General features: G+C 71.8%; 20 protein-coding genes and 1 riboswitch. Of the genes, 11 read left to right on the top strand and 9 right to left on the bottom strand.

From position 1 onward, the window contains the following. Positions 1 to 47 precede the first annotated feature (47 nt). A complete protein-coding gene (locus ACIBHY_RS19400; RefSeq protein WP_397307350.1) occupies positions 48 to 1,013 on the bottom strand; it encodes a zinc-binding dehydrogenase in 966 nt (321 codons plus the stop codon). Positions 1,014 to 1,046: 33 nt separating this feature from the next. Further along, positions 1,047 to 1,694, bottom strand: a complete 648-nt coding sequence (locus ACIBHY_RS19395; protein WP_397246909.1) for a TetR/AcrR family transcriptional regulator C-terminal domain-containing protein — start codon at positions 1,692 to 1,694, stop codon at positions 1,047 to 1,049. Between the two features lie 70 nt (positions 1,695 to 1,764). On the opposite strand from ACIBHY_RS19395, the gene ACIBHY_RS19390 reads away from it, so the two are divergent. After that, positions 1,765 to 2,274 carry a hypothetical protein gene (locus ACIBHY_RS19390; protein WP_397246907.1) on the top strand — a complete coding sequence of 170 codons (510 nt, stop codon included), beginning with the start codon at positions 1,765 to 1,767 and terminating at the stop codon, positions 2,272 to 2,274. On the opposite strand, the gene tenA is transcribed toward ACIBHY_RS19390, so the two are convergent. Both tenA and ACIBHY_RS19380 read right to left on the bottom strand, forming a co-directional pair. Next, entirely contained in the window at positions 2,255 to 2,926 is a 672-nt protein-coding gene (gene tenA, locus ACIBHY_RS19385; RefSeq protein ID WP_397246906.1) for a thiaminase II, read from the bottom strand. The two genes, ACIBHY_RS19390 and tenA, sit on opposite strands and share 20 nt — an antisense overlap. Beyond that, positions 2,914 to 3,008, bottom strand: a riboswitch (TPP riboswitch). Its footprint overlaps the gene before it by 13 nt. Further along, a complete protein-coding gene (locus ACIBHY_RS19380) occupies positions 2,977 to 4,155 on the bottom strand; it encodes an MFS transporter (RefSeq protein WP_397246904.1) in 1,179 nt (392 codons plus the stop codon). Its footprint overlaps the riboswitch before it by 32 nt. An 89-nt stretch (positions 4,156 to 4,244) precedes the next feature. On the opposite strand from ACIBHY_RS19380, the gene ACIBHY_RS19375 reads away from it, so the two are divergent. The 7 genes from ACIBHY_RS19375 (at position 4,245) to ACIBHY_RS19345 (ending at position 13,564) form a co-directional block, all read left to right on the top strand. Beyond that, on the top strand, positions 4,245 to 4,748 hold the full coding sequence (locus ACIBHY_RS19375) for a MarR family winged helix-turn-helix transcriptional regulator (protein WP_397246902.1): 504 nt from the start codon (positions 4,245 to 4,247) through the stop codon (positions 4,746 to 4,748). A gap of 50 nt (positions 4,749 to 4,798) precedes the next feature. Continuing rightward, complete coding sequence (locus ACIBHY_RS19370; protein WP_397246900.1) at positions 4,799 to 6,694, top strand: prolyl oligopeptidase family serine peptidase; 1,896 nt, start codon at positions 4,799 to 4,801, stop codon at positions 6,692 to 6,694. Between the two features lie 153 nt (positions 6,695 to 6,847). Beyond that, positions 6,848 to 7,258, top strand: coding sequence for a hypothetical protein (locus ACIBHY_RS19365; RefSeq protein WP_397246898.1), 411 nt, complete (start codon positions 6,848 to 6,850; stop codon positions 7,256 to 7,258). Then, on the top strand, positions 7,258 to 8,622 hold the full coding sequence (locus ACIBHY_RS19360) for a hypothetical protein (RefSeq protein WP_397307349.1): 1,365 nt from the start codon (positions 7,258 to 7,260) through the stop codon (positions 8,620 to 8,622). The genes ACIBHY_RS19365 and ACIBHY_RS19360 overlap by 1 nt, the downstream gene beginning before the upstream one ends. Continuing rightward, a complete protein-coding gene (locus tag ACIBHY_RS19355) occupies positions 8,619 to 9,845 on the top strand; it encodes a VWA domain-containing protein (RefSeq protein ID WP_397307348.1) in 1,227 nt (408 codons plus the stop codon). The genes ACIBHY_RS19360 and ACIBHY_RS19355 overlap by 4 nt, the downstream gene beginning before the upstream one ends. A 9-nt stretch (positions 9,846 to 9,854) precedes the next feature. Next, on the top strand, positions 9,855 to 10,964 hold the full coding sequence (locus tag ACIBHY_RS19350) for an AAA family ATPase (RefSeq protein WP_397246892.1): 1,110 nt from the start codon (positions 9,855 to 9,857) through the stop codon (positions 10,962 to 10,964). After that, entirely contained in the window at positions 10,961 to 13,564 is a 2,604-nt protein-coding gene (locus ACIBHY_RS19345; RefSeq protein ID WP_397307347.1) for a DUF5682 family protein, read from the top strand. The genes ACIBHY_RS19350 and ACIBHY_RS19345 overlap by 4 nt, the downstream gene beginning before the upstream one ends. 42 nt (positions 13,565 to 13,606) lie before the next feature. On the opposite strand, the gene ACIBHY_RS19340 is transcribed toward ACIBHY_RS19345, so the two are convergent. After that, positions 13,607 to 14,521, bottom strand: coding sequence for a carbohydrate kinase (locus tag ACIBHY_RS19340; RefSeq protein WP_397307346.1), 915 nt, complete (start codon positions 14,519 to 14,521; stop codon positions 13,607 to 13,609). Between the two features lie 28 nt (positions 14,522 to 14,549). Further along, positions 14,550 to 15,905: an MFS transporter gene (locus tag ACIBHY_RS19335; protein WP_397246888.1), complete on the bottom strand. Its 1,356-nt coding sequence runs from the start codon at positions 15,903 to 15,905 to the stop codon at positions 14,550 to 14,552. Between the two features lie 127 nt (positions 15,906 to 16,032). Between ACIBHY_RS19335 and ACIBHY_RS19330 the strand changes: the two genes are divergently transcribed. Next, the gene (locus ACIBHY_RS19330; protein ID WP_397307345.1) at positions 16,033 to 16,719 is read left to right on the top strand and encodes a hypothetical protein; all 687 of its coding nucleotides are present in this window, start codon (positions 16,033 to 16,035) and stop codon (positions 16,717 to 16,719) included. A gap of 1 nt (position 16,720) precedes the next feature. On the opposite strand, the gene ACIBHY_RS19325 is transcribed toward ACIBHY_RS19330, so the two are convergent. After that, positions 16,721 to 17,443 (bottom strand): siderophore-interacting protein, encoded by a 723-nt coding sequence (locus ACIBHY_RS19325; protein WP_397246884.1) that lies wholly within the window; start codon positions 17,441 to 17,443, stop codon positions 16,721 to 16,723. 69 nt (positions 17,444 to 17,512) lie between these two features. Between ACIBHY_RS19325 and ACIBHY_RS19320 the strand changes: the two genes are divergently transcribed. After that, positions 17,513 to 18,208 (top strand): TetR/AcrR family transcriptional regulator, encoded by a 696-nt coding sequence (locus ACIBHY_RS19320; RefSeq protein ID WP_397246882.1) that lies wholly within the window; start codon positions 17,513 to 17,515, stop codon positions 18,206 to 18,208. Here ACIBHY_RS19320 and ACIBHY_RS19315 read toward each other — a convergent pair. Beyond that, entirely contained in the window at positions 18,205 to 19,218 is a 1,014-nt protein-coding gene (locus ACIBHY_RS19315) for an ROK family transcriptional regulator (RefSeq protein ID WP_397246880.1), read from the bottom strand. The genes ACIBHY_RS19320 and ACIBHY_RS19315 overlap by 4 nt on opposite strands. Before the next feature lie 59 nt (positions 19,219 to 19,277). Here ACIBHY_RS19315 and ACIBHY_RS19310 point away from each other — a divergent pair, with 59 nt between their 5' ends. Further along, positions 19,278 to 20,426, top strand: a complete 1,149-nt coding sequence (locus ACIBHY_RS19310; RefSeq protein ID WP_397246878.1) for an MFS transporter — start codon at positions 19,278 to 19,280, stop codon at positions 20,424 to 20,426. Here ACIBHY_RS19310 and ACIBHY_RS19305 read toward each other — a convergent pair. After that, entirely contained in the window at positions 20,423 to 21,727 is a 1,305-nt protein-coding gene (locus tag ACIBHY_RS19305; protein ID WP_397307344.1) for an FAD-binding oxidoreductase, read from the bottom strand. The two genes, ACIBHY_RS19310 and ACIBHY_RS19305, sit on opposite strands and share 4 nt — an antisense overlap. Between the last annotated feature and the right edge of the window lie 29 nt (positions 21,728 to 21,756).

Raw genomic sequence — 21,756 nt, 5'->3', positions numbered from 1 at the left:
CATCGCCGTTCCATCGGGGTGGAACGGCGCATGGCACACGCCGGACGTCAGCTGACGAGCAGCAGCGACTTGCCGACCGTGACGCGTTCGGCGAGGGAGGCGTGGGCGTCGGCGGCGCGTTCCAGCGGGAACGTGGCGCCGATCCGTGGCGTGATGACGCCCTTCGCGGCGAGGTCGAGCGCCTGGGCCAGCACGTCGCGGACCTCGTCCTGCTCGGGCGGGCCCGCCTCCAGCGCGTTGTGGACACGGACCTTGCGCCGCTCGGCGAGTTCCGGGTCGATCGTGGTGAACTCCCCGCCGGAGGTGCCGTAGGTGACGAACCGCCCGCCCTCGGCGGCCGTCTCGAACGCCGCGAGCCCGAGCGCCCCGCCCACGCCGTCGAAGACGAGGTCGACGCCGCCGGTGGCCGCGCGTACGCGCTGCCGCCAGTCCTCGGCCGAGTAGTCCACGACGAACTCGGCGCCCAGCTCGCGGGCCAGGTCCAGCTTCTTCTCGCCCCGCGCGGCCGCGGCCACCCGGGCCCCGGCGTCGCGGGCGAGCTGCACCAGGAGCGACCCGGCCCCGCCCGCCGCCGCGGTGACCAGAACCCACTCCCCCTTCACGACCGCCCCGTCACGGGCGAGCAGCAGCGCCGTCACCCCGTCATGCAGTACGGCCGCCGCCTCCCGGAAACCCAGCCCGTCCGGGATCTCGACCACCTCGCCCGCGGCGGCGGCGATCCGCTCGGCGTACCCGGTGGACGACCTGGCCACCACCCGCCGCCCTGTCCACGACGGGTCGACGCCCGCGCCCACGGCCGACACCACGCCCGCTCCGCCGCCGCCGGGCACGTAGGGAAGGTCGCGGGGGAAGAAGTCCGCGCCCCAACCGGCCCGCAGCAGGGTGTCCAGATAGATGACGTCGGCGACGGCCAGGTCGACGACCACCTCGCCCGCGCCGGGGACCGGGTCGGGCGCCTCGACGGGCGTCAGGACTTCGGGGCCGCCGAACTCTCGCACATGAATGGCTCTCATGCCCCTACCCTTCAACCTCCAGCATGATTGAGGTCAAGTCAGGCGCGTGAAGAGGCCGTCCAGCAGCGACGAGAGGCCGAACTCGAAGGCGTCGCCGCCGGTGGGGTAGTCGGGCTCCAGGCGGGCCCGCAGGCGGGGGAAGCGCTGGGCGGTCTCGACCATTTCCGTCATCGCCTCGTCCATCCGCTTCTCCTCGTCGGCGCCCGCGCGGCGCACCTTCGCGCGCAGGGCCGACTCGGCCGCCTCTCCCTGCGCGGCGCCGATCACGAACATCAGGATCGACGCGGCGACCCGGTCGGCGTCGGGCGCGGCGAAACCGGCCGATTCGTGGACGGTCAGGCAGTGCTCGTCGTAGCGGGCCTTGTTGGGGCCGTAGATGACGTGGGTGCTCATGGCCGGGATCAGCCAGAAGTGGCGGACGATCATCTCGTGGGCGCCGCGGGCGAGTTCGGCGGCGGCCTCGCGCCAGCCCATGGCGGCCGGGTCGGGCAGCCCGATCTCGCCGAAGACGTGGTCGGCGGCCAGCTCGACGAGCCGGTCCTTGCTCTTGACGTGGTAGTACATGGCGGTCGCGGCCGAGTCGAGCTGGGCGCCGAGCCGCCGCATGTTCAGGCCGGCCACGCCCTCGGCGTCCAGGACCTCGACGGCGGCCAGGACGATCTGCTCTTTGGTCAGCGACATACCGCCATCATATTGCACTTAGTTCAACAACGCCTTAGGGTTTTACTAAGTTCAAAATGAGGAGACTTCCATGAACGCCCGTATCGCCGCAGCGGTGATCCAGCTACTGACCGTGGTCCCGTTCCTGCTGGGGATCTACTCCGTGACCTTCTACGGCGCCGCCGCCCAGCGAGCCGCCGAGACCGAGATGGCCCGCCAGAACCAGCCCCTGGAGCTGCTGACCCGGAACGGCATCAGCTTCGCCGGCAGCGAGGGCCTGGCGATCGTGATCATCGTCATCCTGGTGGCCCTGGCGCTGCTCAACCTGACCGGCAGGCGGATCGGCCGGATCCTGTCCTGGATCTTCCAGCCGATCCTGCTCGTGCTCGGCGTCGTCATCATTCCCGGTCAGGTGTTCACGGCCCGCTTCCTGGAGCCGGTGCTGCCCGGCGTGGACACGCACGCGCTGGTCGCCGCGGCCCTGGACGCCATGCCCGCATGGGCGACGGCCGCGAGCTGGGCCAAGCTCGTGCTCACCACCGCCGGCTCGATCGCCGTCGTGGTGCTGCTGATCCGGGCGGCTAAAGCCACTTCGCGGTAGGCCAGGACTCCAGTTGCCAGGCGCTGTCCCAGAACATCCACTCGAACTCCGCCGCCTTCACGAAGGCCGCCCGCATCTGCTCCAGGAGCGCCGGGTCGGCCTCGGCGGCGAGGCGGTCGGTGATCTGCTTGGCACGGGTGACCGACGCGGCGTACTCGGGGTCGGCGTAGGTGGCGATCCAGGCGCGGTACGGATGGGTCTCGGAGCTGCGGCCCACCAGCGCGGTGCCGACGTCCTCGTAGATCCAGAAGCAGGGCAGCACCGCCGCCGCCAGCACCGGGTACGGCGCCGACAGCGCGGTGGCCTGCAGCCAGGAGGAGTAGCCGAGGGCCGTCGGCGAGGTGGGCACGCCGGTCAGGTCGGCGGCCGTCAGGCCGTACTGCTCGATGTAGCCCTCGTGAAGGGTGCGCTCGGCGGCGATGGCGTCGTGGGCGGCCTGCGACCAGAAGGCCATCTCGTCCGGGTCCGCCGCCCTGACGGCCGCGGTGGCCAGGGCCTTGGCGAACGCCTCCAGGTAGCGGGCGTCCTGGACGATGTAGAAGGCGAAGCGCTCACGGGAGAGCGTGCCGTCGCCCAGGGCGGTGTTGAACGGGTGCTCGTGGATGGCCCGCAGCAGGCCGGCGGTTTGGTTCCAGGCGTCGTCGGTGAACACGACAGTCCCTTCGCTAGTCCGAACTAGATCAGGTTCGACGGGTTTGGATCTCAGCCCTTGGCGGGCACCCCGCGTCGCGCGCTCACAGTAACAGCCGCCAGTGCGGTGAGGCCCATCAGGAGGGCGCCGAACCACAGGGCGCCGGTGATGGCCAGGTTGTCGGCCACGATCCCGCCGAACGCGGCGCCGAAGGCGATGGCCAGGTTGAAGACGGTGGTGTTCAGCGCGGTCGCCGCCTCGGCCGAGGGTCCGGCGCCCTTCAGGATCCAGGTCTGCACGGCCACGGGGGCGCCGCCGTAGGCCAGGCCCCAGATCAGCAGCAGGATCGAGCCGGTCACCGGCGTGGTCCCGGCCAGCGGGAAGATCACCATGATCACGGCCAGGGTCACGCTCAGCGTGACGACCCGGCGCCGGACGTCCCAGGAGGAGCCGACGAAGGTGCCGACGACTCCGGCGACGCCGAAGCCGAGCAGGACCGGGCCGATCAGGTCGGCGGGCACGCCGGAGACGTTCTGCAGGATCGGGCTGATGAAGGTGAAGGCGGCGTACTGGCCGCTGACCACGAGGAACGTGGAGATGACGGCGGCGCGTACGACCGGGTTGCGGAACTGGCGTGGCAGTTCGCGCAGGCGGACGGGGGCGGTGGCGGGAATCCTCGGCAGCAGCCACAGCAGCGCGCCGACCACCAGGAGGGCCAGCACGCCGACGGCGGCGAAGGCGACCCGCCAGTCGGTGAGCCCGCCGATGAGCGTCCCGGCCGGGACGCCGAGCACGTTCGCCGCGGTCGCGCCGCCGAAGGCCAGCGAGGTGGCCCGCGCGACATGACGTTCCGGCACCAGCCGTACGGCGATGCCCGCCGCGAGCGCCCAGAACCCGCCGATCCCGATGCCGACCAGGAACCGGGAGGCCAGCATGACGCCGAAGTTGGGCGCCACCACGGAGACCGCGTTGGCCACCACCATCAGGCTGAGCAACCCGATCAGCACGGTACGCCGGTCCAGCCGCCCGATCGCCACGGGCAGCAGGGGCGCGGTGGCGGAGGCGACCAGGCCGGGCACGGTCACCATGAGCCCGGCGGCGCCCTCGGAGATGTCCAAGGAGCCGCCGATGGCGGTGAGCAGGCCCACGGGCAGCTGCTCCACGGTGACCATGGCGAACGTGCCCACGGCCACGGCAGCCACGGCCAGCCATTCCTTCAGTGAGACCTCTTCTTGCGTGACGATGGACACGCTGATCACCTCTCATTGATAATCTCAACGTTGAGATATCATCACTTTATTGTGTGAACGTCAAGTCTATGAACGCTAAGAGGTTTCGCATGAGTGACGCGGTGGACATGCTGCTGGCCCAGTGGAAGAGGGAACGCCCCGACATCGACCCCTCCCCGATGGGGGTCATCGGCCGAGTCTCCCGGCTCAGCCTGCTGTTCGGCGGCGAGCTCAAGGCGTTCTTCCAGGAGCACGGGCTGGAGCGGTGGGAGTTCGACGTGCTGGCCACGCTGCGCAGGTCCGGCGCGCCGTACGAGCTGAGCGCGGGGGAACTGCTCAAGGCGGCCATGGTCACCTCGGGCGCGATCACCAACCGGATCGACCGCATGGAGGCCAAGGACCTCGTCGAACGCGTCAGGGCCAGCGGCGACCGCAGGTCGGTGCGGATCCGGCTCACGCCGCAGGGTCTTGAGCTGGTCGACCGGCTCGTCGGGGCGCACGTGGACAACGAGGACCGCCTGCTGGCCGCCCTCGGTCCCGCCGAGCGCGATCAGCTGGCGGGGCTGCTGCGCACCTTGCTGGAGTCGCTGGGAGACACCAGCCTGGTAGAATGAAGATGGAGAAGGCCGCTTCCCGTGATCACGGGGGCGGCCATGCTGCGTTCATGACCTTTCTCAGCCAGCTCGCGCGCACCGAGCGGTTCACGCTCGGCCGGCCGTCCTCCTTCACCGTCTCCGCCGACGGGCGTACCGTCTTCTTCCTGCGTGACAGCAGTCTGTGGGCGCATGCCCAGGGCGAGGAACGCCTGGTGGCGGGGCCCGGCATCACCGCGTACGCGGCCGACGACGACGGCCGGGTCCTGGCCTTCGAGCGCGACGGGCAGCTGTGCACGGCCGAGGGCGCGCTGCCCTCCGCGGAACCGGTGCGCGCCCCCCGGCCCGACCCCACGGGCGAGCGCGTCGCCTACGTCAGCGCGGGCGCGCTCCGGGTCATCGGCGTGGACGGCGACGGCGACCGGGCCGTGGCCGAGCCCGACGGGCCCGAGGTGACGTGGGGGCTGCCCGAGTACGTCGCACCCGAGTCGATGGGGCGGCGCGAGGGCTTCTGGTGGGCGCCCGACGGGCGGCGGTTGCTGGTGGCGCGGGTGGACACCGCGCCCGTCCAGCGCTGGCATCTCGCCGATCCGTCCGACCCGTCCCGGCCGTCGCGCTCCTTCCCCTATCCGGCCGTGGGGACCGCCAACGCCGACGTGACGTTGTGGATCGTCGATCTCGACGGCACACGGATCCGCGTCGAGGCCGACGACGAGTACCTGACCGCCGCGGGCTGGGACGCGCACGGGCCCTACGCCGCCGTGCAGAGCCGCGACCAGCGCCGGGTCCGGATTCTCGCCGTCGATCCCGCCACCGGGCGGACGGAACTGCTGGCCGAGCAGCGTGACGCCGCCTGGGTGACGCTGGTGCCGGGTCTGCCGCGCCGTACCGGGAAGGGGGTGTGGCTCACGAGCGACGACCGCGACGACACCCGCACCCTCCTGTACGGCGGGCGGCCCGTCACCCCGCCCGGCCTGAACCTGCTGGCGGTGCGGTCCGTGGACGGCGAGAGCGTGCTGTTCACCGCCACCGACGAGCCCACCGAGACCCAGCTGTGGTCTTACCACCCGGACGCCGGCCTGGAGAAGCTCGGCCCGGCCGGACTCGACGACACCGCGCGCGGCGGCACCACGGTGATCGGCGCCAGGATCCGCGCCAGCGGCGAGGAGATCGTCTCCCACGCCGAGAAGCCGGTGCTCGACCTCCGGATGCGCCTGCTCAGGCTGGGCCCGCGCGAACTGCGGGCGGCGCTGTTCCTGCCGTCGTGGCACCGGGAGGAGGACGGGCCGCTGCCGGTCCTGGTGGACCCGTACGGCGGACCGGCCATGCGCAAGGTGACCGCCGAGCCGTTCTGGGCCACCTACGTCTCGCAGTGGTTCGCCGAGCAGGGCTACGCGGTGCTCGCGGTGGACGGCAGGGGCACGCCGGGCCGCGGCCCCGCCTGGGAGCGCGCGATCCACCTCGACATCGCCCAGCCGGTGCTCGACGACCAGGTCGAGGGCCTGCACGAGGCGGCGAAGCTGGAGCCGGCGCTCGACCTGGGCCGGGTGGCGATCCGCGGCTGGTCGTTCGGCGGCTTCCTGTCGCTGGTCGCGGTGCTGCGCCGGCCGGACGTCTTCCACGCGGCGATCGCCGGCGCGCCCGTCACCGACCAGCGCATGTACGACACCCACTGGCGCGAACGGCACCTCGGGCAGCCGCACGAGCACCCGGAGGCCTACGACCGGTGCTCGCCGCTGCTGGAGGCCGACCGGCTGACCAGGCCGCTGCTGCTGATCCACGGGCTGGCCGACGACAACGTGGTGGCCGCGCACACGCTGCGCCTCTCGGCCGCGCTGCTGGAGGCCGGGCGCCCGCATGAGGTGCTGCCGCTGACCCGTGCGGGGCACCGGCCGACGGCCGAGTTCCTGCTCGCGCACCAGCTCGACTTCCTGCGCCGCGCGCTGCCCGCCGAAGGTTTTCGTTGATCGGAAATTGTCGGACTGGTCGGGTAAATTCCCGTTCACTGATCGACCGATACCAATCTTGGAGGTCGTCCTTTGAACGCGGACAGACCCGCGTGGGAGCAGCTCAGCGCGTTGCGGGTGGTATCACCCATTCAACCGCGCAAGCTGGCTAAAGTGCCCTTCGTCGAGATGGCGGAGGGCCGGCTGCAAGGTGTGGTGTCCAGCGGTTCCGACATCGAGCGGGTGTACGTCTCCTCGATCACCGCCGGAACCCACGGCTACAACTGCAGCACCAACAACAACCGGCCCTGCGGCGGGCTGCGCGGCGCGCCGTGCAAGCACCTGCACTCGCTGGTCGACGAGGCCGTCCTGCAGTACGGCCTCGATCAGGTGGCCCGCTACCTGCGCGTCGAGGGCGAGCGCGCGGGCGACCTGGTGCGCAACCTGGACGGCGGGCACGAGTCCATCCCCGCCGCCGTGGTCTTCAGCCGCTTCCTGCGGCACCTGGCCTACCTCGAACTGCCCGCCACCGGCGAACCGGTCGCCGAGATGCACTGGTTCCCCTCGCTCGGGGCGGTGAGCTGATGCTCGCCACGCAGCTCGCGGCCCTGCGCGAAGGCCCGCAGCCCGGACTCGACGAGGCGCTCGGCCTGGTGGCCGGCTTCGACGACGCGCTGGCCAACGGCTTCGCCCGCCTGGGTGAGGAGCGCGCGGAAGCGCTGACCGCGCTCGCCGGCGCGGTCGCCGCCACTCCCCTCGGCCCCCTGGCCGCGGACGCCGCCGGGAAGCTCACCGCGGGCTCGATCGCGGAGGAGCACCTGACGGCGCTGGCCGGAGCGCGCACCACGCTGCTCGGCGCGGTGCACGACGCGCTGCTCGCCCGGCTCGACACCGCGCTCGGCCGTACCCGCGCGCCCTGGAGCGGTGCCCAGCCCCCCGCCGCCGACCCGCTCACCAGCGCCTGCCGCTCCTGGCTGGCCGAGCTGGCCATCACCGGCTGGCGCGGCGTCGACCACGAACTCGCCTCCTCCGCCGACCAGGCGATCCAGGGCATGCTGGCCGAACCGCGGCTGCGCCGGGCGGGCGTCCTGCTCGACGGCCTCGCCGCGGAGCTGCGCGCCTCCTCCCCGGTCGGCGCGATGGAGCATCTGCCCGTGCGCCGCTGGGCCGACCTGTGGGCGCGCGCCCTGCTGCTCACCCAGACGGGCGCGGTGGAGGGCGCCGAAGAGGTCTCCGGCCGGCTGCTGCCACTCGGTGTCGACATCCACGAGCACGGTACGGCCGCGCAGATCCAGCTCCACGCGATCCTGGAGCCGCACGGCCGCCTGGTGCGCACCAGCGTGTCCGCGGCCAAGGTCGACACGATCGCCGGGCCGTTCGTGTGGCAGCTGTTCCAGGACTACCCCGTGCTGACCGGCGCGCTGGCCAAGCACCTCAGCCTGGAGATCACCGGCATGACCCTGCTGCCCAGCGGCGACCTGCTCTGGCAGGAGGCCAAGGCCGGCGCGGGCGCCTACAGCGACCCGTTCGCCACCGCCCGGGTCCAGCTCGGCGGAGCGAGCGCGCCGGCGGTGCCGCCGCTGGACCGCCACCCGGTCCGCGTCGCCGAGCCGGTGTTCGTCGAGGGCTACAAGAGCGACGGGGCCGTGATCCGGCTCGACGGCGCCGAGCTGCCCTTCGACCTCGACCGGCTGCCGCAGTCGGGGCCGCTGACGCCCCAGCTGCTCAAGGCGTCCACCGCGTGCATCGGGCTGATGCGCTGGGACGGCGGGGGATGGCGGCTGCAACCGCTGGCCGTACAGGCGAGTGTGAAGAAGGAGCCGGTGGCCGCGCACAACGGCGACTGGGCGCAGGGACCCACCGACCAGAAGGTGCTCAAGAGCGGCGCCAAGGCCGGCGACCCCGTCTCGGTGCTCAAGGAGCGAGCGGGACGGTTGTTGCGCAAATGAGCGAAACCCGACGTCAGATCCTTTACTGGCGCCTGCTGGCACGCGTGTTCGAGGGCGAGGAGCAGCCGTCTCTGGAGAAGGCCAGCGTCGCCATCGTCGACGACCTCGGGCTGCCGCCCGCGCTGCTCGACCCGGGCGTGTCCATCGACAACCTGGTGCAGCGCCATCCCGAGCTGGCCGACAGGCTGCGCAAGCTGGACGGCGACGAGGTGACCAACGCGGCGCTGGTGTCGAAGCTGCTGCTCAACACGTTCGCCATCGGCAACGGCACGGTCAGCGCCACCCAGCTGGCCGGGTGGAAGCAGGACGCCGGATGGCTGCAGGAGGCGTTCGGCGGCGAGGCGGCGGGCGAGCTCGGCAAGGTCGAGGCCGACCTGGTCAGGCGCATGCACCTGCGCGAGGTGCTGGCCGACCCGCAGCTGGCCAAGCAGCTCACGCCCAGCATGTCGCTGATCGAGCAGCTGCTGCGCGACAAGGCGAACCTCTCCGGCGTGGCGCTGGCCAACGCCAAGGCGCTGATCCGCCGGTTCGTCGACGAGGTCGCCCAGGTGCTGCGTACACAGGTGGAGAAGACCAGCGCGGGCACGATCGACCGGTCGGTGCCGCCGAAGCGCGTCTACCGCAACCTCGACCTTGAGCGCACGATCTGGAAGAACCTCACCAACTGGAGCCCCGAGGACGAACGGCTCTACGTCGACAAGCTCTTCTACAAGCAGACCGCCAAGCGCACCACCCCGGCCAAGATGATCGTGGTCGTCGACCAGTCGGGCTCGATGGTGGACGCGATGGTCAACTGCACGATCCTGGCCTCGATCTTCTCCGGGCTGCCGAAGGTGGACGTGCACCTGGTCGCGTACGACACCCGGGCGCTCGATCTGACCCCGTGGGTGAACGACCCGTTCGAGGTGTTGCTGCGCACCACGCTCGGCGGCGGCACCAACGGCACGGTCGCGATGGCGCTGGCCCGCCCGAAGATCACCGATCCGCGCAACACCGTCATGGTGTGGATCTCCGACTTCTACGACAACCGGTCGCTGATCACGGACTTCGAGGCGCTGCACAAGTCGGGCGTCAAGTTCATCCCGGTGGGCTCGGTGAACAGCTCGGGCCACGCCAGCGTGGACCCGTGGTACCGCCAGAAGCTCAAAGCCCTCGGCACACCGGTCATCTCCGGACACATCCGCAAGCTCGTCAACGAGCTCAAGACTTTCCTGAACACCTAGGAGCCTCCGTTGCTGCGTGCCCCCGCAGAGATCAAGTTCGCCGAAGAGCTCGACTACCTCGAGTCGATCGACACCTCCCCGAAGCCGTTCTCCTGGCGGCTCAGCCCGCGCATGGTGCGCATCTTCGTGCTCGGCTCCGACCGCGCCGACGGACTCGACCGCGACATCCCGCAGAAGTGGTTCGGCGACCGCAGCTTCGTCGAGCGCAGCGTCGTCACGCTCGCCTCCGACCGCGGCCTGCTGCTCATCGGCGACCCCGGCACGGGCAAGAGCTGGCTGGCCGAGCTCCTGTCCGCGGCGATCTCGCGCAACTCCACACTGGTCGTCCAGGGTACGGCCGGCACCACGGAAGACCACATCAAGTACTCCTGGAACGTCTCCATGGTCATCGCCAAGGGCCAGTCCAAGGAGTCGATGATCCCCTCGCCCATCATGACCGCGATGGAACGCGGCGTGATCGGCCGCTTCGAGGAGCTGACCCGCTCCACCAGCGACGTGCAGGACGCGCTGATCTCGATCCTTTCGGAGAAGTACGTCTCCATCCCCGAGCTGCCCGATGACGACAACATCGTCTTCGCCCAGCCCGGCTTCTCCATCATCGCCACCGCCAACAGCCGTGACCGGGGCGTCAACGACCTGTCCTCGGCCCTGAAGCGCCGGTTCAACTTCGTGCGCATCCCCGTGGTGACGAACAAGAAGAGCGAGGCGGAGATCGTCCGCTTCCGTACCGAGGAGCTGCTGCGCAGGCACCAGATCGAGCTGGAGCTGCCGCCGACGCTGCTGGACATCCTGCTGCAGAGCTTCGCCGACCTGCGCGCCGCCGCCGCCTCGGCCACCAGCGACGACGAGAAGCTGGAGTCGGCGCTGTCCACCGCCGAGCAGATCGGCGTGCTGGAGGACGCCATCCTGCACAGCCAGTTCTTCGGCGACAACACGCTGAAGGCGGCGACCCTGGCCAGTTCGCTGGTCGGCTCTCTGGCCCGGCGCAGCCCCGAGGATCTGGCGATTCTCAACAAGTACCTGCACGGCGTCATCGAGCCGCGCAGTAAGAAGGACGAGGGCGGGCCGTGGAAGGAATTCCTCGACGGCGGCCGTGAGGCGATCTCCACCCTGTCATGAACCCCTTCGACCCCCTGCGCGAGCAGCTCGCGAGCGCCGCGGAGACGTTCGGCGCCGGTCTGATCGACGACGTCGAGCAGGCGCTGCGGACCGATGTGGAGATCTTCCCGGTCTGCCACCACTCGCCGGCCTCCGGGCTGGCGATGGTCCGGCGGCTGAGGGAGAAGCAGCCCAAGGTCATCTACCTGGAGTTGTGCGAAGACCTGCGACCCGTCCTGGACGAGCTGCACAACTGCAAGCTCCCGGTCGCGCTGCAGGCCTTCGCCACCGACATCGACGGCTTCCCGAAGGAGTGGGCGCCGCTGAGCGTGGTCGCGCCCATCACCGAGTCGTCCGCGGAGTACCAGGCCATCGCCTACGCCCTGGACACCCCGGGCGTGGAGATCGTCCTGGTGGACCGGTCGGTCGACCACGTGTTCCAGTGGGAGCCGCGGGCGGAGTCGGCCGACGTCGGCATCGAGATCGGCGACCTGCGGCCCGGCTTCGCCGCCCTGGAGGAGCACCTGCTCCACCACGGCAAGGTGCGCCACTGGTCGGAGTGGTGGGACCAGTACGTCGAGCAGCCGCTGTCCGGCGCGGACTACGAGACCTACCGCCAGGTCATGGTGCTCATCGGCAGCCTGTTCCGCCGCATCAAGCCCGGCGGCAACGAGGTGGACGAGGACCGCGAGCGCTACATGTGGACCAGGATGCGCGAGCACCTGGCCGCGACCGGCGCCGACCCCGCCGACTGCCTGTACGTGTGCGGTGCCTTCCACGCCGCCAGCCCGGTCATGGACGAGCACCTCGACATCAGCCCGCGCACCAAGACGAGCTGGCTCTACGGGCTCATCCCCTCCAGCCACTCGGCCATCGAGAACCAGTTCGGCCTCGCGCCGGGCTCGGTCTCGATCGCGGCCGCGACCTGGGACAAGTCGCTTAAACGGCACGGCCTGGCCTCCTACCAGCTCGGCTCCAAGCGCAAGGGCAAGGCGCCCGCCCCGGTCGAGTCGCAAGGGCTGCACGCCTTCCTCACCCAGCCGCCCGTCCTCGACGGCTTCGACGAGGCGGAGCTGCTCGGGTGGTGCGTCGAGATCGTCCGGCTGGCCAGGCGCAACGGCTACCTGGCCAGCACCGCCGACGCCATCGCGGTGTTCGAGACGTCGATCCTGCTCGCGGGCATGCGCAACAGGAAGCGGCCTACGCCGTACGACTTCCAGGACGCCGCGGTCACCTGCATCGAGAAGGACGTCGTGCCCGGCCGCAGGGACGTACGGCGGCTGGTCGGGATCATGCTCGGCGGCGACAAGGTCGGGCAGGTCGGCTACGACTCGCTGCCGCCCCTGGCCAGAGACGTCCTCGACCGGCTCAAGCCGCTCGGGCTCGACCTGGAGAAGCGGACCATCCAACGGGCCCTGATCGACCTCGACGCCCAGCCCGAGCTCGAACCCTGCTCCCACCTGCTGTGGATCCTGCGCAGGCTCCTGCCCGACGACGCCGTCCGGCCCATCATGGGCTCGCGCCGGCTCGGCGAGCGCTCCCACCAGGAGAGCTGGGACCTGTCGATCGGCCGCAACCAGCGCTCGATCATCGAGCTGGGCTACGAGGGCGTCACCATCGAACAGGTCCTTGAACAGCGGCTACGGCGCGCGGTCTGGGACCCGAAGGCGACCGCGTCGGCGGCGCTGGACGCGGTCGAGGACTCCATCCTCTACCTGGGCAGCAGGCGGTTCACCGACGAGCTCGGGGCCCGCGCCATCCAGTTGCTGTCCGGCGAGCGCACCGTCGACGACGCCCCCGACGTGCTACGGCGCATCCGCCGCCTGCTGGCCCACTACCGGGCCACGGAGCCGGAGCTGCCGGAGTGGGCCAAGGCGTTCGTGACCACCGGGTACGCGCACTACTGCACGTTGCTGCCCACGGCCTTCGTCGAGGAGGAGACCGGGGTCCGCCAGGTGGGCGCGATGCTCGGGTTCCTGTTCACGATGGAGAGCCTGGCGTTGTCGCTGGGCTGCGACCGGGCTCAGCTTGAGCTGGCCGTACAGCAGTCGCACCCCACGGTGCCGGCGAAGGTGGCGCTGCTGTGGACGGCGCGCTACCAGCTCGGGCTGCTCAGCATGGCCGAGCTGCGGGAGCTGGTCGGTGAGCTGCTCGGCAGCCCGCTGGTGGTGCCGTCGGTGCCGCAGTACGTGAGCGGGTTCGTGCAGGCGCTGGAGTCGGCGCCCGCGCTGGCGCCGTTCGTGGTGGAAGTGTTGTCCAGGGCGTTCGGGCAGTTGCCCGACGACGTGCTGCTGCCCTGGCTGCCCAAGCTGATCACCGCCCTGCGGGAGCAGGCGCCCGAGCTGGTGCCGGTGCTGGTTCGTGAGGCCGAGCGGACGTTCCCCGCCCGGCTGGGCGAGGTGGACTCGTTCACGCCGCCGTGGCTGGCCAAGCCTTCGTCGCGCAAGGCCGTGGCGGCTTCCGGGCCGGTCAGTGAGTTGCTGGCCGCGCATCCGGCGACCGGGGCGGCGGTCGGGGAGCTGCTGGGATGTGAGCCGGTCGCCGACCTGAACGCCGAGATCGGCGCTCTGCTGGCGGCGTACCCGGAGACCGGGGTGGCTGTCGCGGGCGTTCTGACCTGACCACCCGCGCGGAAGCGGCCGGGCTTCGGCCGGCCGCTTCCGTCAGTCGTCCGCCGCCGGCCCCCGGCCGGGCAGGTCGGCGCCCGCGACCGTGCAGGTCAGCGCGGCCACCTCGGCGGCGAAGGCGGCGGCCGCGCGGGCGGTCTCCAGGTCGAGCCGGTCCAGGCGGCCGCCGAGATGTCCGTGCAACCGGTGCAGCAGCCCGGCGGTGAACGCGTCCCCCGCGCCCACCGTGTCCACCACCTCGACCGGTACGCCGGGCACCACGACCCGCTCGCCGTCCAGTGACACCATCGCCCCGGCGGCGCCCCGGGTCACCACGACCAGGCGTACGCCCTGCCCGTGCCATCGGTCGCAGGCGGCCTCCTGGGAGGTTCCCGGCAGCAGGAAGGCCAGATCCTCTTCGCTGAGCCGCAGAATGTCGGCGCCGCCGGGCAGTCGCTTCAGGTAGGCCTCTCGACCGGCGAGGCCGGGCCGTACGTTGGGATCGATGGAGATCGTCGCGTACGGCGCCGCGGCCGCCACGAAGTGGGCCACAGCCTCGCCCCCAGGCTCCTTGACCAGCGCCAGCGACCCCGTGTGCAAGCACGACGCTTCGCCGAGCCGATCGAGCCCGAGCTCGGCCCTGCTCCATTGAAAATCCGCCGCCCCGTCGGCGTGGAAGGAGTAGACGGCCCGCCCGGCCGCATCGAGCGTGGCGACGGCCAGCGTGCTCGGCTCGGCGGCGTCCACCACCCCGGAGACATCGACCCCGGCCCCGACCAGCCGCTCCCTGAACAGCCGCCCGAACACATCACCAGAAATCCGCCCCAGAAACCGAGTGGGCGTCCCCAGTCTCCCCAGCGCCACCGCCGTGTTGGCCGGACCGCCCCCCGGCAGCACCCGAAGCGCCGGCTCCCCGCGGACCGCCTCACCAGAGAACGCGTCCGCCACACACTCCCCCAGCACCGCGATCACCGAACCTCCCAGGACCGTCAGAGCGAAACTACTGCCTGTTGGAGAAGACGAGCACGGCCACGACCGCCGCGAGCACCACGAGCAGCACCAGCGCGCTCTGGGCCGCCGCCGTCCAGCCCCGGTCGGCGGCGGCCAGGAAGACGGCGCCGGTCAGCGTTCCGCCCAGGACGCCGCCGGTCTCCTGGGCGGTGCCCAGCACTCCGGCCGCGGCGCCGGCCCGCTCCCTGCGTACTCTCGCCAGGACGGCCGAGATCAGCGGGGACATCAGCAGGCCCATCCCTGCCCCGACCACTCCGAGCGCCGCCGCTATCAGGTACGGCTCGCCCGCGCCGACCGCCCCGCGCACCAGTACCAGACCGGCCACGATGGCCAGTGCTCCGGCCACCGGGCGGCCCCGGCGCAGGGAGGCCACGAAGAAGCCCGCGTTGAGCGCGGTGAAGACCATCCCGGCGGCCAGCGGCCCGAGACCCAGGCCGTCCTGCAGGTAGACGGCCAGGACGAACGACAACCCCGCCGACCCGCCGAACAGCAGGGCCACGGCCACCAGCCCGCGCGCGAAGCCCGGCTCTCCGAACACGCGCAGGTCCAGCAGGGGTTCGGGGCGCGTACGCTGGCGGGCCACGAACGCCGTGAGCAGGGGCGCGGAAAGGGCGAGCAGCAGCCAGGTCCACGGCGGCCAGCCCAGTTCCGGCCCCTGCACCAGCGGCAGCACGATCGCCGCCAGCCCACCCGCGACCAGCAGCGCTCCCGGCACGTCCAACGTCCGCCCCGCAACCGCCGGAGCGGAGGCCGGGAGCTCGGGGAGGACGATCCTGGCCGCCAGCAGGGCGGCGACGCCGATGGGCAGGTTGATGAGGAAGACCGCGCGCCAGCCCAGCCCGCCGAGGTCCGCCGCCATCAGCAGTCCGCCGACCACCTGCCCGCTGACGCCGGCCACGCCGGTGGCGGTGCCGTACCAGCCGAAGGCCCGAGCGCGGTCGGCGCCGGGGTAGAGGGCGCCGATCAGCGTGAGGACCTGCGGCGCCAGGAGAGCGGCCGCGCTCCCCTGCACGACCCGGGCCACGATCAGCGCGAGGATGCCCGGTGCCGTACCGGCGGCCACGGAGGCCAGCGTGAACAGCGCGAGCCCGGCCATGAAGATCCTGCGCGCCCCGTAAAGGTCCCCGAGGCGGCCGGAGATGATCAGCCCGGCGGCGTAGGCCAGGCCGTACCCGCCGAACACGAGCTGCGTCGCGGCGGGACCGGCGGCGAGGTCGGTGCGGATGGAGGGGATGGCGACGTTGGCGATGAAGAAGTCGAGCGTGGTCACGAACACCGCGACCAGCACGACGGGCAGGGGCAGCCAGCGGCTGGGGCTGCGCACGGCTGGGCTGGCGAGGACCACGACGGCTCCTGGGGCGAGAGGGATGAGCGGTGGTTGAACACCAGCCCGGTCGAACCGGTTTCACCCTGCTCCCAGCCGGTTCCGATCCCCTGCCGATCCGCTACGGATGCCGCATAATCTCCCCGTAATGCCGAATCTTCACCTCTTCGCCGCCCGTATCGCGCCGGTCATCGACGCCGCCCACGTCAACCTTCACGCCGCCGCCCGCCCCGGCTTCGAGCACCCGGCGTTCACCCCGGGCTTCCTGGTCGACCTGCGCTCCACGCTCCCCCTCCGTCCCCTGACCCGTGCCGGCCTGTCCACGATCTACCGCTACACGAAGCCCGCGGACCTGGCGGAAGAAGTGGCCGTCCACCTGGCCCAAGGCACACTCAAAGAAACGGACGCCCTCCACCCGACCCCCAAGACCACCGCGTTCATCAGGGCCCTGTACGCCCACCACGAAGCCACCGCCGCCAGGATCTGGCCCGACGTGACGCGCCTGGCCGCCCAGGTGGCCCGCGTGCTGGCCGCCGCCCCCAGGCGACCGGGCGGCGCGCTGGAACTGATGGCCCCGCCCTACGAACCACCCGGCGCCGCACCGGGTCTCCTGCTGTTCAACCGCCTGGCCGTGCTCCGCTACAGCCGGGCCGACGCCCACGCCGCCGCCTGGCGGGCAGCGGGCCTCACCGCCGGGGAGGTGGTGAACCTGCGGGAAGGCCCCCTGCACGCCGAGATCGAACACGCCACCAACGTGGCGGCGGCCGAGCCGTACAAGGTCCTCACGGACGGGGAGCGCGACGAACTCCACACCGGTCTGAGCGCGCTGATCTGACTCAGTGCAGCCCTTTCTTCCCGAGGGCCCAGAAAGGCTTGACCTTGATCGAGGTACGGGCCCAGTTCCGCTCGCGCACCAGAAAATCGCGGACCATCTGGCAGGTCTTCGCCTCACCCGCCACGTAGGCGGCGCCGGTGTTGCCGGGCAGTTCCAGCTCGGCCAGCCCGGCCAGCAGCACGGTCGAGGACACGGCGGGGACACCGCGCCGGTGAACGCGCCGCAGCGGGTGCTCGCCGGGCATCGGCAGGTCGTGCTCGGCGCTCTCGCTCTCCAGCACCCCGTACACCTCCGCCGCCGGCCCGAGCTCGCGGATCATCGGCCCGAACGCGGCGCTCGCCGTCTCCTCGCCGACGAACACGTGGAACGGCGCCTCGCGGGTGAAGAAGTCGCCCTGCGGCCACCACAGCGTGACGGCCGAGCCGGGCTTGGTCTCGCGGGCCCAGACCAGGCCGATGCCGTCACCGGGATAGTCGTGCACGCGCAGCTCGATGGCGAGCCCGTCGAGCTCCCAGATGGTGTACGTGCGCAGCGTCTCACCGGGCCGCAGGATTCCGGGGACCGACAGCGGGTCGGTGATCTGGACCCTGACGTGCTGGCCCGGCCGGTACGGCAGGCCGATCGGCGCGCTCGCCACCAGCCGGATCCGCCGCATCGTGGGCGTGACCAGCTCGTTGTGGGTGACGGTCGCCTCGACCGTGTAACGGGCGAAGTATTTCCGCATCACGCCTCCTTAATAGCGATAGGCTAACTTAGAGCTATTAAGCAAACATAGATGCTCTAGGATGTCAATGTGGCAACGACAAGGCGGGACAGACTCCGGCAGGCGACACTGGCCGAGATTCACGCGGCGGCGCGGCGGCTGCTGGTCGAACAGGGATCGGGCGCGGTCACGATCAACGCCGTCGCAAGGGAGGTGGGGATGAGCGGCCCCGCGCTCTACCACTACTACTCCGGGCACGACGAGCTGGTCGGCGCCGTCACCGCGGGCTTCTTCCGCGAGGTGGCCGAGGTGATGGAGACCACCCGCGACCGGCACTCGGGCGAGCCGCTGGAGACGCGCATCCTGGAGACGTGCCACGCCATGCGCACGTGGGCGATCACGCACCCGGCCGAGTTCGGCTGGATCTTCGCCAGCCCGCCGAGCCCGCCCAACAAGCTGCCGGAATCACCCCGATACCAGGCCGCCCACCGCTTCGAACAGATCTTCAGCGGCCTGGTCACGGAGTTGTGGCAGACCAGGCCCTTCCCCGTGCCCAACCTGGCCGACCTGCCGCCCTCCCTGCAGGAGCAGCTACGCGACTACTCGGCCGCCATCGGCGGCGCGCTGCCGCCCGAGGCCGCGCACGTCTTCCTGTCCTGCTGGATCCGCCTGTACGGCCTGCTGTGCATGGAGGTCCTTCACCAGCTCGACTTCGCCTTCACCGACCTGTCCCCGGTCTACGAGGAGTGCCTGCGCGAGCTGGGCGAGAGGCTCGGCTTCCGCTAGCCGAACACCTCGTCACGGGCCAGGTCCAGCGCGGTCAGCACGGCGCCCTGCAAGACGGCGTTGCCCTCGACCGTGCTCGGCCGCACCCGGGTGGGCGCCGGCGAGCGCAACGCGACCTGCTCCTCGACCAGCGCGGCCAGCTCCTCGCCGCCCTCCCGGCCGATGCGTCCGCCGAGCACGACCAGTCCGGGGTCGAGCACGGCGACGACCGCGAACACGCCCCTCGCGACGCGCTCGGCCAGGCCCGTGCCGTCCTCCAGCGCGACCTCGACCGCACGGCAGAGGGTCGGGTCGTGCATGCCCAGGTCGAGCGTGCCGATCTCGCCGGCGCCGCCGGACATGCCCCTGCGCAGCTTGCCGCCCAGGACGATCGCGCCGCCGACGCCGTCGTCCAGCCACATGAGCACGAAGTCGGCGACGCCGCGAGCCGAGCCCTGCCGGTGCTCGGCGATGGCCGCCAGGTTGGTCTCGTTCTCCAGGACGACCTGGACGCCCAGGCTCCGCCGTAGCTCGCCGAGCAGGCCGGGATGCCAGCCGCGCACGCGGTAGTCGCTGGTCAGCGCGCTGGTCTCCGGGTGGACGAGGCCGGGCGAGCCGATCACGACCGCCTGCAGCCGCCGCCCGCCCGCGGCCTGCGCGACCGCTCCGGTGATCGCCTCGTACAGGTCTTCAGAAGGCTCCCGTACGGCGGTGCCGACCTCACGCCCGGTCAGGTCGGCCACGGTCACGCGCAGGCCGGTCCAGCGGATGTCCACCCCGGCGACGTGCGCGCGATCGGCCACCAGCCCGTAGACCCGGGCGTTCGGCCCGCGCCGGTCCTCGCCCGACTCGCCGGTGACCTCGATCAGTCCGGCCGAGCGCAGCCGTTCGACCAGGTCGGAGACCGTGGGCCGGGACAGGCCGGTGATCTCGCGCAGCTGTGGAGCGGTCAGCGGGCCGCGTTCGAGCAGCAGGTCGAGGGCGAGCCGATCGTTGATGGCGCGCGCCATGGCCGGGGTCGCGGTCTTCACGGGCCCATGATAGCCACGCGCTCTTTTCATCAGGAAGGCTAACTGTTAATTTCTCGTCTGTGACCAACCATCGCGCCATCGCTCTCGTGTTCGCCACCCACGGGGCCGTCGCGGGCAGCCTGTCCACGCGGATCCCCTGGCTGCAGGACCACTTCGCGCTCACTCCCGGCATGCTCGGGCTCGTGCTGCTCTGCCAGCCCATCGGAGCCTTCATCGGGATGCCGATGGCCGGCCGGTTGGCGTACCGGATCGGCGGGCGGCGGGCCACGCGCATCCTCATCGCGCTGTGGTGCGTCCTGGTCCTGGCGCCCGTGATCGCGCCGGGGCCCGGGTGGTTGTTCGGGGCGTTCCTGCTGCTCGGCGCCGCCGCGGGCACCAGCGACGTGGTCATGAACGCGCACGCCGTCGTCCTGGAGCGCAGGCTCGGCCGCTCCATCATCGCCGGGCTGCACGGCCTGTGGAGCGTCGGCAGCCTCGCCGCGGGCGGGCTCGGCGTGCTCGCCGCCCACCTGGGCATCGACGCCCGGCTGCATCTGGCGGCCGTCGCCGTCCTGCTGCTCGGGCTGAGCACCGTCGCCGGGCGCGGACTGCTGGCCGACGAACCCGCCGCCGCCGGCGAGCCGGCGCCGCGCAGGTTCGCGCTGCCCACGCGGGCCATCGCGGCGATCGGGCTGGTCGGCTTCTGCGGCACCTTCGCCGAAGGCGCCTCCGCCAACTGGGCCGCCGTCTACGTCACCCAGGTCACCGCCGCCGCACCCGCCGCGGCGGCCGCCACCTACACGGTCTTCATGCTCTTCATGGCCGGGACCCGGCTGCTCGGCGACCGGATCGTCGGCCGGTTCGGCGCGGTCGGCGTCGTCCGCGCGGGCGGGATCGTCGCCGCCGTCGGCGGGGTCCTGGTCGTCGCCGGTCGCACGACCTGGGTGTGCGCCGTGGGCTTCGCGCTGATCGGGATCGGGGTCGCGGTCAGCGCACCGCTGGCCTACGCGGCGGCCGGCCGTACCGGGAGCTCGCCGGGCGAGGGCGTGGCGGGCGTGACCACGATCACCTACCTGTCCAGCCTGATCGCGCCCGCCGTGATCGGCGGGGCCGCGGACGTCCTGTCCTATCCCGCGGCCTTCGCCCTGATCATCGTGGCCGTGCTCCTCATGGGCGTCCTGGCCGGCGCGCTGCGCCCCGCCCCCGCGCGGGAGCCGTGCCCGTCCTAGCCGAGCACGGGGAAGTTGGAGCGGAAGACGCCCTCGGGGTCGCGGGCCCGCTTGATCGCCCGCAGCCGCTGGAGCGTCTGCGCGGAGAACGCCGCCGCCGCGCTCTCCCCCGACGCCACGAAGGTGAACGGCTTGCGCCCCGGCACCCGCTCGCCCAGCGCCGCCACGAGGCGCTCCTGCTTGTCCCGCGACGCCGCGGAGAGCTGCGGGTCGATCGCCAGACCGAGCAGATAGAGCAGGTACGGCTCCGCCACCCCGCCACTCGCGCCTTCCCCGCCCCTGGCCAGTGCCCCGCCCAGCTGCCTGACCTGAACGTTGATCAGCGGGTCGATCGGCTCGGCGAGCAGGATCGCCACGGCCTCGTCGTCGAGCCCGGTCAGCAGCTCGCCCCGCGAGACGCCGGGCGACGGGTTCGTCGGCTCGTTGGTGATGGAGCCCAGCTCCGCGGTCGGCAGCGGCCCCCGGCTGTCGGACAGCATCCCGCCGATCTCCTCGAACCTGCGCAGCAGCCGCCGCCCCTCCTCCGCCGAGCCCAGGAAGGCGGTGCTGATCCCGGCCATGGGCGGCGCCGAGGGGAACTGCACCCGGTTCAGCCAGATCGACAGCTCGTCGGGCGCGTAGGTCACGACCTCGCGCAGGGCGGCGAACACCTCGGGCGCGCGCTCGTCCGGCCACATCATGCTGCCGCCGTAGAGCTCCGGCTCCGGGTAGAGCGCGAACTCGACCGCCGTGACCAGCGCGAAGTCCCCGCCGCCGCCGCGCAGCGCCCAGAACAGGTCCTGGTCGGAGTCGGCGGTGACCCGGGCCGGCGCGCCGTCGGCGGTCACCACGTCGAAGGCCAGGACGGCGTCGGCGGCCAGGCCGTACTTCCTGCTGAACCAGCTGAGGCCACCGCCAAGCGTGTAGCCGGTGACGCTGACCAGCGGCATGCTGCCCGCGAGGCCGGTCAGGCCGTACTCGCCCGCCGCCGCCTGCACCTGGCCCCATCGCGTGCCCGCGCCCACGCGGGCCAGGCGGCGCTCCGGGTCGATCTCCACCCGGTCGAGCGCGGCGGTGCGCAGCAGGATCACGCCGTCGGTGTTGCCGGACGCGCCGTGGCCGCTCGGCTGGGTGGAGATGGTCAGGCCGGCCTGGGCGGCATGCCGTACCAGGGAGGCGACGTCGTCGGCGTCGGCGGCGTGCGCCACAGCGGCGACCGGCTGGTCCACTGCGGAGTTCCAGGGCTTGCGGGCCTCGTCGAAGTCCTCGTCGCCGGGGAGCAGCACCTGGCCCTTGATCACGTCACGCAGATTGCTCTTCATAGTCTCTATGACGTAACCAGCGGGGTAAT

Origin of the sequence: Nonomuraea sp. NPDC050547, from assembly GCF_044457345.1 — a bacterium.
Taxonomy (GTDB): Bacteria; Actinomycetota; Actinomycetes; order Streptosporangiales; family Streptosporangiaceae; genus Nonomuraea.
Note: the sequence above shows the minus strand (reverse complement) of the source record. Positions and strands in the feature narration are given on the sequence as shown.